The sequence below is a fragment of the Ensifer sp. Root1252 genome, from assembly GCF_001425885.1.
GTDB lineage: Bacteria > Pseudomonadota > Alphaproteobacteria > Rhizobiales > Rhizobiaceae > Ensifer > Ensifer canadensis.
The window spans coordinates 122,707-134,287 of record NZ_LMDT01000015.1 but is presented as its reverse complement, the minus strand read 5'-3'; the positions used below and the strand labels follow the sequence as shown (position 1 = coordinate 134,287).

11 protein-coding genes and 1 pseudogene are annotated in these 11,581 nt (G+C 62.2%); 5 read left to right on the top strand and 7 right to left on the bottom strand.

The features are described 5' to 3' along the window. The first annotated feature begins 92 nt into the window (after positions 1 to 92). From ASD02_RS18235 to ASD02_RS39810, 3 genes and pseudogenes are all read left to right on the top strand, one after another. A complete protein-coding gene (locus tag ASD02_RS18235) occupies positions 93 to 302 on the top strand; it encodes a cold-shock protein (RefSeq protein WP_057258475.1) in 210 nt (69 codons plus the stop codon). A 185-nt stretch (positions 303 to 487) separates the two neighbouring features. Continuing rightward, positions 488 to 712 carry a hypothetical protein gene (locus ASD02_RS18230; RefSeq protein ID WP_025427964.1) on the top strand — a complete coding sequence of 75 codons (225 nt, stop codon included), beginning with the start codon at positions 488 to 490 and terminating at the stop codon, positions 710 to 712. A 37-nt stretch (positions 713 to 749) separates the two neighbouring features. Beyond that, positions 750 to 1,075, top strand: a pseudogene (locus ASD02_RS39810) (DUF6481 family protein); the annotation flags it as partial. 268 nt (positions 1,076 to 1,343) lie between these two features. Here ASD02_RS39810 and leuA read toward each other — a convergent pair. Both leuA and ASD02_RS18210 read right to left on the bottom strand, forming a co-directional pair. Beyond that, complete coding sequence (leuA, locus tag ASD02_RS18220; protein WP_057221004.1) at positions 1,344 to 3,053, bottom strand: 2-isopropylmalate synthase; 1,710 nt, start codon at positions 3,051 to 3,053, stop codon at positions 1,344 to 1,346. Positions 3,054 to 3,506: 453 nt separating this feature from the next. Beyond that, the gene (locus ASD02_RS18210) at positions 3,507 to 4,085 is read right to left on the bottom strand and encodes an ATP-dependent Clp protease proteolytic subunit (protein ID WP_025427968.1); all 579 of its coding nucleotides are present in this window, start codon (positions 4,083 to 4,085) and stop codon (positions 3,507 to 3,509) included. 244 nt (positions 4,086 to 4,329) lie between these two features. Between ASD02_RS18210 and ASD02_RS18205 the strand changes: the two genes are divergently transcribed. Continuing rightward, positions 4,330 to 4,908, top strand: coding sequence for a HupE/UreJ family protein (locus tag ASD02_RS18205; protein WP_025427969.1), 579 nt, complete (start codon positions 4,330 to 4,332; stop codon positions 4,906 to 4,908). Positions 4,909 to 4,946: 38 nt separating this feature from the next. On the opposite strand, the gene queF is transcribed toward ASD02_RS18205, so the two are convergent. The 3 genes from queF to ASD02_RS18190 all read right to left on the bottom strand — a co-directional run bounded on the left by queF (position 4,947) and on the right by ASD02_RS18190 (position 8,027). Beyond that, the gene (gene queF / locus ASD02_RS18200) at positions 4,947 to 5,411 is read right to left on the bottom strand and encodes a preQ(1) synthase (RefSeq protein ID WP_025427970.1); all 465 of its coding nucleotides are present in this window, start codon (positions 5,409 to 5,411) and stop codon (positions 4,947 to 4,949) included. Beyond that, positions 5,408 to 6,328 (bottom strand): cation diffusion facilitator family transporter, encoded by a 921-nt coding sequence (locus ASD02_RS18195; RefSeq protein WP_057206125.1) that lies wholly within the window; start codon positions 6,326 to 6,328, stop codon positions 5,408 to 5,410. The genes queF and ASD02_RS18195 overlap by 4 nt, the downstream gene beginning before the upstream one ends. Positions 6,329 to 6,482: 154 nt before the next feature. Beyond that, complete coding sequence (locus ASD02_RS18190) at positions 6,483 to 8,027, bottom strand: MFS transporter (protein ID WP_025427972.1); 1,545 nt, start codon at positions 8,025 to 8,027, stop codon at positions 6,483 to 6,485. Between the two features lie 178 nt (positions 8,028 to 8,205). Between ASD02_RS18190 and ASD02_RS18185 the strand changes: the two genes are divergently transcribed. After that, positions 8,206 to 9,123, top strand: a complete 918-nt coding sequence (locus ASD02_RS18185) for a LysR substrate-binding domain-containing protein (RefSeq protein ID WP_025427973.1) — start codon at positions 8,206 to 8,208, stop codon at positions 9,121 to 9,123. 76 nt (positions 9,124 to 9,199) lie between these two features. Here ASD02_RS18185 and ASD02_RS18180 read toward each other — a convergent pair whose 3' ends face one another. Then, positions 9,200 to 11,389, bottom strand: a complete 2,190-nt coding sequence (locus ASD02_RS18180) for an anthranilate synthase (RefSeq protein WP_025427974.1) — start codon at positions 11,387 to 11,389, stop codon at positions 9,200 to 9,202. A gap of 113 nt (positions 11,390 to 11,502) precedes the next feature. After that, positions 11,503 to 11,547 carry a trpE operon leader peptide TrpLE gene (gene trpLE / locus ASD02_RS39225; protein WP_178385073.1) on the bottom strand — a complete coding sequence of 15 codons (45 nt, stop codon included), beginning with the start codon at positions 11,545 to 11,547 and terminating at the stop codon, positions 11,503 to 11,505. Positions 11,548 to 11,581 lie beyond the last annotated feature (34 nt).

Genomic DNA, 11,581 nt, shown 5'->3' with positions numbered 1-11,581 from the left:
GCGCCCTGACGAACCTTCCTTTCAAAAATCGCTATCTTCATCCGCAGCGCTTGTGCGCGGCGGTCATTCAATATGCTATGAAAGGGTTCATCATGACCACTGGCACAGTTAAATGGTTTAATTCCACCAAGGGCTTCGGCTTCATTCAGCCTGACAACGGCGGTCCGGACGCATTYGTYCACATCTCYGCCGTCGARCGYGCTGGMATGCGCGAAATCGTCGAAGGCCAGAAGRTYGCCTACGACATGGAGCGCGACAACAAGTCGGGCAAGATGTCTGCCTGCAATCTGCAGGCAGCCTAAATCGGTATCGGCTCTCCCTTGACCACGGATGTACTGGCACTGTCGAGAGCATGATACCCATCAAGGTCAGGCAACATGCCTGGCCTTTTTTATTTCCGCGCGCCGACTGCACGATCCCGCAACTGCATTATGCATCGGGAGTGACGTGCAACACCGTAGACGCGCGCCAAAGTCGGGGATATCCCATGACAGAGACACACAACAAATCGCGCCAGCGGGCCGAGATCGCCTTTGCCAAAGAGCAATCGCAGTTCTTTGCCCGCGACAGCGCCGTTGAAGAACTCGACTCCATCGTCCAGGCTCGCGAAGAGAAGACCCTGCGTCTGCGCGAAGCGCGGCTGGCGAAGGAATTRCAGGACCGCCTGGCGGCGGCTGCCGCCCCCGCTTCGAAACGCGTCAGAAAAACCTGACTTTCAGTCAGGGTGACACCTCAACTGGAATAGAGACTTGAGAAACATCAGAAACAGTGAACTCACCGACCGTCGCAGCGCCGCGGCCGATGCGAAGAAAGCGCTTCTTGAAGCCTACCGCGCGGCAAAGGAAGCCGCAGAACCGACCGAACTCGCCCGCCAGGCCGAGCGTCAGGCGGTCGCTGCAGCCCGCGAAGAGCGGCGCATCGAACGCGAACGGGTAAAGAATGAGGAGCGCGAGCGCTTGCAGGCCGAGGCCGCTGAGCGCGAGGCGGCACTCACGGCTGCTGCAAGAGCTGAGGCCGAAGCGCGCGAAGCCGCCGACAAGAACCGCATTTCACGCGTGATCGAGGACGAGGCTGCNCGCGAGGCGGCACTCACGGCTGCTGCAAGAGCTGAGGCCGAAGCGCGCGAAGCCGCCGACAAGAACCGCATTTCACGCGTGATCGAGGACGAGGCTGCYCGCAAGGCCGAGCGCGACCGGCGCTACGCCAACCGCAAGGCGCGGCAGGCTTAACCGCAGCCCGCAAATGGACTTTGAAGCCCCCACCATGGCGAGCCGTGATTGAGGGTAGCGTCAAGTACCGATCGAAAACGCCGCGCGTCCTCAGGGCGCGCGGCGTTTTGATGATCAGCTACGTTTCATTTCCAACACGCGGTTGGCAGCCGAGACGATCGCTTCCAGCGAGGCTGCAACGATGTTGGTGTTGATGCCGGCGCCAAACAGCTTACCATCAGGGTGCTCCATCTCGACATAGGCGATGGCGGCTGCGTTCGAGCCGTGCTGCAGCGAATGCTCGGAATAGTCGGCGACCGAGAGATCGACGCCGAGATAGATCGACAGCGCGTTAATGAAACCGTCGATCGGACCGGTGCCCTTGCCCTCGATGCGCTTGAGCTCGCCGTTGTCGGTGATCTCGGCCGAAACCACACGCACGCCCTTGTGCTCGCCGACCGGATAGGTGTTGTGATCGACGAATTTGATGCGCGCGCCGGGCTGCTCGACATAACGCTCGATGAAGCGTTCATGGATGCGTTTGGAGGGTAGCTCCTTGCCTTCTTCGTCGGTGATGTGCTGGATGTCCTCGCGGAACTCCACCTGCAGGTTGCGCGGCAGGTTGATGCCGTAGTCTTCCTGCAGGATATAGGCGATGCCGCCCTTCCCCGACTGCGAGTTGATCCGGATGATCGCCTCGTAGGAGCGGCCGACGTCACGCGGATCGATCGGCAGGTAAGGCACTTCCCACAATGGCTTGTTGGCGGTCTTGATCGCCTTCATGCCCTTGTTGATCGCATCTTGGTGCGAGCCGGAGAAGGCCGTGTAGACCAGTTCGCCGACGTAAGGATGGCGCTCGGGGATCACCATCTGGTTGGAATATTCGTAGACTTCCTTGATCCGCTCGATGTCGGAGCAGTCCAGCTGCGGGTCCACGCCTTGCGTGAACATGTTCAGCGCCAGCGTCACCACGTCGACATTGCCCGTGCGCTCGCCATTGCCGAACAGCGTGCCTTCGACGCGGTCGGCACCGGCCATCAGGCCGAGCTCCGTCGCCGCAATGCCCGTGCCGCGGTCGTTGTGCGGGTGCAGGGAAATGATCAGGCTCTCGCGATTGTCGAGGTTGCGGCACATCCACTCGATCTGGTCGGCATAGATGTTCGGCGTCGCCATCTCGACGGTCGACGGCAGATTGAGGATCAGCTTGTTATCCGGCGTCGGCTTGACGATCGCGGTGACCGCGTTGCAGATCTCCAGCGCCACTTCCAGCTCGGTGCCGGTGAAGCTCTCCGGCGAATACTCGAAGCGAAAATCGCCACCGGCCTTGGCGGCCATGTCGGTGATCATCTTGGCAGCATCGGTCGCAATTTGCTTGATGCCGGCAACATCCTTGGCAAACACCACCCGGCGCTGCAACTCACTGGTCGAGTTGTAGAAATGCACGATCGGCTTATGGGCGCCCTGCAGCGCCTCGAAGGTCCGGGTGATCAGCTCCGACCGGCACTGCACCAGCACCTGCAGCGACACGTCTTCGGCGACATTGCCCTCTTCGATGCACCAGCGGGCAAAGTCGAAGTCCGTCTGCGAGGCCGAGGGGAAGCCAATCTCGATTTCCTTGAAGCCCATGTCCAGGAGCAGCTGGAACATGCGCGCCTTGCGGTCATGGCCCATCGGGTCGACGAGCGACTGGTTGCCGTCACGCAGGTCGACCGAGCACCAGATCGGCGCCTGGGAAATGGTCTTCGACGGCCAGGTCCGGTCGGCGAGCGCGATCTGCGGGTAAGGCTGATACTTCACCGCCGCTTCCGGCATGCCGTTCTTGATGGAATGGGATTTCTGGATCATTGCAGCTTCTCTTCATCACTGAGCGCTCTGGCCGCTTTGCCATAACCGATCGGGGATCGGATTGCGATGGCAAATGCCGTGGCGGGCGCGCGTTTGTCCTAAAACTCTATTGGATTCGAGGAGCATCTGCCGGCGTGGCTTTTTCGGCCGCCGGGCGCTCCTCAGCGAACCCGGCAACCGCGAGTAAGGCCGAGAAGAAGAAGCGAGGCGAAGGCGTGCAGCGGCGCACGATTGTCATCGTGTGCGGCAGAGATCGTAGCGATCCGATATGCGCTGGCCTTGGTCATGACAAAGCCTATACACGGCTTGCCGAACCGGAGCAAGGCATGCCCGTGCGGAAACGTGAGGAGTGCGACCATCCCTCTGGCGCGAGCCCCGCCAAACGAAAAAGGCACCGGCGCTGCCGCCGATGCCCTTTGCAATTTCAACGCCGTTGCCGACGGTATATCGGTCTCAGATATCCGAAACCGAGGTGATGATGCGCGAGACGAGGCCATAGTTCTTGGCCTCTTCAGCCGACAGCCAATAGTCACGTTCGGTATCCTTGGCGATCTTTTCGACCGTCTGGCCGGTCGCTTCGGAGAAGATCTTGTTCAGGCGCTCGTTCATCTTGATGATTTCGCGGGCCTGGATCTCGATATCCGAAGCCATGCCGCGGGTGCCGCCCGACGGTTGGTGAAGCAGGAAGCGGGTATTCGGCAGGCAGAGACGACGCTCCTTGGGAACGCCGACATAGATCAGCGCGCCGGCGGACGCGACCCAGCCGGTGCCAATCGTCCAGACCTTCGGCTTCACGAACTTCATCATGTCGTGAATGCTGTCGCCGGATTCGACGTGGCCGCCTGGCGAGCTGACGAAGAGGCGGATGTCGTCATCGCTGGCCGACGCAAGCGCCACGAGCTGCGAGCAAACCTTCTGCGCCAACTCCTGGGTGATGGTGCCGTAAATGAAAATCGAGCGCGACTTGAAAAGGTTCGCCTCCGTTTCCTTGCCCAAGGGCAGTTCGGTGTTCTTGTCTTCCTCGTCGCTCATCCGTTGTTCTCCGGCGTCTCATGAATTTCTTTGTCAAAGTCAGATAATGCGACTCGACAGCGAAGACAATGCAACAAACCGAAAGGGCGACAAAGGGCGAAGCGGATTGCACTGCGCCTATGGTAAACGGCGCCACCGCCAAATGCCGTATGGACAGAGACACAGAGCCCAATAAGATCGAGCCGGTCAAAAAACTGCAAGGACAGGGCTCCCTCCCAGGTCCTGTCGATCCATGGGGACAGATATGAACAGACGCATCCTGATTGCAGCGGCCGTGCTGATGGCATCCGCGGCACCGGCCTTCGCTCACCTCAACCCTGATGAGCACGGCTCGTTTGCCGCCGGCTTCTCGCATCCGCTCTTCGGCCTCGACCATATCCTGGCCATGGTCGCCGTCGGCCTCTGGGCCGCACAGATCGGCGGCCGGGCGCTGTGGCTCGTGCCGTCGGCCTTCGTCGCGATGATGGCGGCCGGCTTTTCGCTGGCAACGGCCGGCATCCATTTTCCCTTTGTCGAGCCCGCGATCCTCGCCTCGGTTGTCGCGCTGGGCCTGCTGGTGGCAATGGCCGTGCGCCTCGATGCGGCCGCGTCGGCTGCGGTCGTCGGCCTCTTCGCGCTCTTTCACGGCCATGCCCATGGCGGCGAACTCGGCAGCGCCGGCGCCCTTCCCTTCGCCATCGGCTTCATGCTTGCCACCGCCGCCCTTCACGCGGCCGGCATCGGCCTTGGCGTGGCGCTTGGTCGCCTCTCAGGCGGCGGCACGCTGGCGCGCATTCTCGGCGGCCTTACGGCACTTGCCGGCACGGCCCTGATCTTCGGCTGACGAAACGAACGGGGAATGGCGGGTCATGCCCGCCATTTTTATCCGCGACCGCGATAGGTCGGCACGCCCTGATCGGGCAGCCACAATCCTTCCGGCGGCTTGCCGGTCTGCCAGAAAACGTCGATCGGAATGCCGCCGCGCGGATACCAGTAGGCACCGATGCGCAGCCAGCGCGGCGACAACAGGCTGACCAGCCGTTTGGCGATATCAATGGTGCAGTCCTCGTGGAAGGCGCCATGATTGCGGAAGGAATGCAGGAACAGCTTCAGCGACTTCGATTCCACCAGCCATTCATCCGGCACGTAGTCGATGACGATGTGGGCAAAATCCGGCTGGCCGGTCATCGGGCAAAGCGAGGTGAATTCCGGCGCGGTGAACCGCACCAGGAAGTCCGCGCCCTGATTGCCGCTCGGCACGCGCTCGAGCACCGCTTCGTCGGGGCTCTGCGGCAGGTCGACCTTGGCGCCCAGTTGCGACAGGCCGGATACGTCAGTCTTGCTCATTTGCGTGGTGCTCCACTTACCTTTACGCGCACGCCGTGCGCCTTTTCACCTTCCGGCTCGACATGGATCGCGATCTTGGCGCCGGGGTGAACGGCGCGTATCGCGTCCTCGATGCGATCGCAGATATCATGCGCCTCGCCGACCGGCATCATTTCCGGCACGACCATGTGGAAATCCACAAAAATCACCGGGCCTGCCTGGCGGGTCTTGAGATCGTGCACTCCAAGCGAGCCCTTGCCGTTGGCGGCGATCGCCTGCTTGATCGCCTCCTCCTCCTCGGCCGGCACCGCCCGGTCCATCAACCCGTCAATCGACCGCGAGATCACCATCCAGCCCTGGAACAGGATATTGCAGGCGACGATGACGGCCAGCAAGGGATCAAGGATCGCGTAACCCGTGGCAATGGCAAGACCAAGGCCGATCAAAACGCCGATCGAGGTCACGACGTCAGACAGAATATGATGGCCGTCGGCGCTGAGAGCCGGCGAGCGATGCTTCCGACCGGCGCTGATCAGCACATAGGCCCAGATGGCGTTGACGACACCAGCAGCAAAGTTGATCGCCAGGCCGAGCGCCGGAGCTTCCAACATCACCGGCGCCATCATCGCCGGCACCGCTTCCCAGACGATCAGCAATGCGGCAACGACGATCAGCACGCCCTCGATAACCGCGGAAAAATACTCCGCCTTGTGGTGCCCGAAGGGATGGCCGGCATCCGCCGGTTTCGCCGCATAGCCGATCATCAGATAGGCGATCACCGCCGCAATCACATTGACTGTCGACTCAAGACCATCCGACAAAAGGGCCACCGAGCCGGTAAGCCACCAGGCAAGCAGCTTCAGCCCCAGCACAGCCAGAGAAAGCGGAATGCCCCAGAAGGCAAGCCGCAGGACGGTTCGGTTATCGGATAGAGACATCTTCTTCATTCCTCATGCAGATGCAAACGAGTTGCAAACGCAAGCCCATTGAAACGCAAAACCGCCCGCGCGAATTTCGCGCAGGCGGTCAATGGGAAACATATGTGCCATCGATGCGGGCTTGTCAAAGGTGCGTTCGGCTCCTGCCCGTTTTTTAAGGGTCCGTAATCGTACCCGGCATCAGATCGGTTTCGGCGCTTTCGACTTCTTCGGCGCCCTTGCCGAGGTACAGGAAGACGACCACGGCCGTTGCCGTGGTAATGGCCGTCAACAGCCAGAGCAGCGTCCCGAACGCGCTGCTATAGGCTTGAAGCAGTGCAAGGCGCTCAACCGACGGCACTATGCTGCCGGCCGCAGCCACGTTGCCGGTGACGAGCCTCTGGGCGACATCGGCGGCGTGGCCGCCGGCTGCCGACCCCAATTTGATCTGCGTGAAGACAGAGAGAAGCGCTGTCACCACCGCAAGGGCGATCCCTTCGCCCGCAACACGGGTGGTGCTGAAGATACCCGTCGCCATTCCCGCCCGCTCCTTCGGCACCACGCTGACCGCCAGCCCATCCATCAAACCCCAGGGCAGGCTGATGCCGATGCCGACGAGCAGCAATGGTGGGACCAGCAGCCCCGGCGCCGAGCCCACGGGAAACTGGCTGAGCCAGCCAAGCCCGGCGGCTGAAACCAGCAATCCGGTCCCGCAGATGACGGCCGGCGCAAACCAGCGCGTCAACAGACCGGCGGCGATCGGCAGGAGGAGCAGCGGAGCCGAGAGCGCAATCATCATCCGCCCCCCGGCAATCTCGCTCATGCCTTCGATGCCGATGAACCGCACCGGCAGAAGAATGAGCAGCACGACGAAACCATAAGCCGGCGCCGCCGCGAGCAGTTGTACGCCGACAAAGCGCGGATACTTGAACAAGGACAGATCCAGCATCGGCCGCGCCACGGAACGCTCGATTCGGTAGAAGACAAAGAAGAAGACAACCGCAGCTACCAGCACAGCGAGGACGAAAGGATCGCTCCAGCCGGCCTCGGGCAGCTGCAGGATGCCAAATGTCAGGAATGCCAGCGCCAGCGTGAACGTCACCGCCCCCTTCCAGTCGAGGCCGCCCGCATTCGGGTCGCGCGTTTCCCGCAGGAAAACGGCACCGAGCGCAAAGGCAAAGGCCGCGAGCGCGACGACAAGCAGGAAGATTGCCGGCCAGCCGAGCGCCTCGACCACGAGGCCGGAGGCAATGGGGCCAAATGCCAGGCCGACGCCAAAGCTCGCACCGACGACGCTGAACGCCCGCAGCCGTTGCCCCTCTTCAAACTCCTGTGCCAGTGAAGCCATGCCGCCCGAAAACGCTGCCGCCGCCCCGACACCCTGCAAGGCCCTGAGAATGTCGAACAAGACAATATCGTTGGCGAAGGCAAGGCCGAGCGAGAACAGGCCGAAGGCTGCAAGCCCGCCGAGGAACATGCGCTTGCGGCCATAGCTATCGGCAAGCGCGCCCGCCGCCATCAGGGTGCTGCCGAAGGTCAGCATGAAGGCGTTCGTGACCCAGTTGAGCGCCAGCGGGCTTCCACCCAGCGTCCGGCTGATCGCGGGCAGTGCCACCGCCGGCCCGGTGAAGGTCAGCGGCATGGCGGCGGCCGCACAACAAACAGCAACAAGAACGCACAACCGTCCGGCGTTGCTCCTACTCCTGGTCTTTTCTCTCATGTCTTGCAGTCCCGATGTGTTCGAGCAAGGAAGGACCCGCCGGTCGCACTTCGTGAGGCGACCGGTCGCCGGTCGGTGGGTATCGATTGACTTGAGGAGGATAGATTGGACAGAATGGCTGGGAAATACCGCCATCATTCCACTCTTGGCGGAAAAAAACGCTCGAATAGGAGAGGCAATGGATCGCTTGGGTGGACTGACGGCCTTTGTTCGAACCGCCGATCTCGGCAGCTTTGTCGCTGCCGGACGGGTCCTTGGCCTATCCGCTTCGGCCGTTGGCAAGGCGGTGACCAATCTCGAGAGACAGCTTGGCGTTCGCCTGTTTCAACGCTCGACACGCAGCATCCGGCTGACGGAGGAAGGGCGGCTGTTTCACGAGCGCTGCCGTCGCGTCCTCGACGATCTAGACGATGCCGAGGCATCGCTAGCCCAAGCCGTCGCGGCTCCACGCGGGCGCCTGCGCGTCAGCGTTCCGATCGTCAGTTATCACCTGCTGCTGCCGGTGCTGCCGGAATTCGTTGAGCGCTATCCCGAAGTCGAACTCGATCTCGATTTCAACGATCGCATCGTCGACCTGATCGATGAGGAGGTCGATGTCGCTATCCGCAGCGGCGATTTGCCGGATTCCCGGCTGATGTCGAGAGCCCTGCGCCCGTTCCGGCTTCTGCTTTGCGCCGCCCCAAGCTACCTCGCCGATCACGGCACGCCCGAATGCCCACGGGATCTCGATGGTCACCGGGCAATCCGCTTCCGGTTTCCCAACAGCCGCAAACTGCAGGACTGGCCGATTGTCATGTCAGGCACCATGCCGCCGATGTGCACAGTGCTGACCTGCAACAATATGGAGGCATTGCGTGGCGCCGTGATCAGCGGTCTCGGCATTGGCTGCATGCCGGACTTTCTGGCGCGCGGGCCGCTTGCCGACGGCGCGCTTAAAACGGTGCTCGACGCCCATCTCAACGCACCCGGCCAGTTTCACCTTCTCTGGCCCTCGAACCGGCACCTCTCGCCCAAGGTCCGGGTCTTCGTCGATTTCCTCAGCGAGCGGCTGTTTGCCGATCGCTGCGAAATTCCGGGCGCGCCAAGCGCCCCATGAAGGCACCTGCCAGCCCGACAACGAAAGCGCCGCCCTTTGATACGGAGGCGGCGCCTGATTGTCTGCGGTTCGTTTCTTAGGCGGCCTTGACCTTCGCCCGCTTGGCCAGATGCGCCACCACGTTTTCGATCATGCGCATGCCGGCATCGCCGCCGAGCGTCATGATCGATTCCGGGTGGAACTGCACGGCTGCCACCGGCTCCTTGGTATGCTCGATGCCCATGATCGTGCCGTCTTCACTTTCGGCGGTGATCATGAAATCGCGCGGCAGGCTCGACGGATCGGCAAAGATCGAGTGATAGCGACCGACGGTCACCTCCTTGCCGAGGCCGGAGAAGACGATGCCGGGTTCGAGCACGCGGATGCGCGACGGCTTGCCGTGCATCGGGATCGCCAGCTGCCTGAGATCGCCGCCATAGGCTTCGGCAAGCGCCTGCAGGCCGAGGCAGACGCCGAAGATCGGCAGATCGCGGGCACGCGCCTTCTTGATCGTTGCCTTGCAGTCGAAATCCTTCGGGTTGCCGGGTCCCGGCGACAGCACGACGAGATCCGGCTTCACCCGGTCGAAGATCTCTTCGGCCACCGGCGAGCGCACCGTCGTCACCGTTGCCCCCGTTTGGCGGAAGTAATTCGCCAGCGTGTGCACGAAGCTGTCCTCGTGGTCGACAAGCAGGATGTTGACGCCGGCGCCTACGGCGGCGACGTCACGGCCGGCCTTGCCGCTGTTGGCGGATTTCGCGTCACGAATGGCTGCGATCATGGCAGAGGCCTTCAGTTCGGTTTCGGCTTCTTCTTCTTCCGGGTTTGAATCGTAGAGCAGCGTCGCGCCCGCCCTCACCTCGGCAATGCCGTCCTTGATGCGGATGGTGCGGAGCGTCAGGCCGGTGTTCATGTCGCCGTTGAAGCCGACCATGCCGATGGCGCCACCATACCATGCGCGCGGGCTCTTCTCGTGGCCTTCGATGAAGCGCATCGCCCAGAGTTTCGGCGCACCGGTGACGGTGACGGCCCAGGCGTGGCTGAGGAAGCCGTCGAAGGCGTCCATATCGTCGCGCAGGCGCCCCTCGATGTGGTCGACCGTGTGGATCAGGCGCGAATACATCTCGATCTGGCGGCGGCCGATGACCTTGACGGAGCCGGGAACGCAGACGCGGCTCTTGTCGTTGCGGTCGACATCCGAGCACATGGTCAGTTCGGACTCGTCCTTCTTGGAATTCAGCAGCTTCAGGATCTGCTCGCTGTCGGCGATCGGGTCGTCACCGCGCTTGATCGTGCCGGAAATCGGGCAGGTCTCGATGCGGCGGCCGGACACGCGCACGAACATTTCCGGCGAGGCGCCGACCAGGTATTCCTGGTTTCCGAGATTGATGAAGAAGGAATAGGGCGACGGGTTGATCGCCTTCAACCGTTTGGAGATCTCCGACGGCTTGCTGTCGCAGCGCTCGAAGAACTTCTGGCCGGGAACGACCTCGAAGAGATCGCCGCGGCGGAAGCTTTCCTTCGCCTTGACCACAAGCTCGGCATATTCGCCGGGCCGGTGGTCCCCATGCGGCGGAATGATGTCGACGGTCTGGAAGGGTTCGCTGGCGATCTCCTCCGTCTTGCCTTCAGTCGAAACACCGTCCTTGGCGAAGTCATAGCGGTCGATCCAGGCCTTGGCGGCATAGTGGTCGACGACCAGGATCTCATCCGGCAGGAACAGAACCATGTCGCGCTGGTCGTCCGGGCGCTTCAGCTTCAGCTCGATGGCGTCGAACTGGAAGGCGAGATCGTAACCGAAGGCGCCATAAAGGCCGAGGCTCGCATCCTCCGCCGAATGGAAGAGGTTGGTGACGGCCCGAAGCACGGTGAAGACCGTCGGCATCTTCGAGCGCTCTTCCTCGGTGAAGACACGGTCGGGCGCGTTGATCGTCAGGTCGAGACGGGTCGCCGTCGAGGTGCCGAGCGTGATGTCGGCGACGGTTTTCAGATGGTCCGAAATGATCGACAGCAGCACTTCGCCGCGGCCGTTATAGGCTTCGATCCAGAGCGAGCGGCCGAAGGAGGAAATGCCGAGCGGCGGGTCGACGACGGCAGTGTCCCAGCGCGTGTAGCGGCCCGGATATTCGTAGTTGGACGAAAACACCGCGCCGCGACGTTCGTCCAGCCTGTCGACATAGCTTGAAATCGAATCCGCATAGGAGGCTTCGCGCCGCCTGCGGGTGACGACGATCCCGCCCCTGGTGGTATAGCTTTCCGCGCCGTCTTCGAGAATTACCGTTGCCATTCGTCTCGCTCCGTAAAAGCCCGGTTTTTCCACGCGGCCAGAATACGAAAAAGCCGCCTCGAAATCTCCGGGCGGCTTGATGTCTCAATCACGCATGACTGGTCAAGGCCGCCTCAGCGAGCCCACCACCAGATCGAAATGTTGCGTGCATTTGTCATGGGCGAAAGTGTTAGCGCGGGTTGCAGCCTTGCG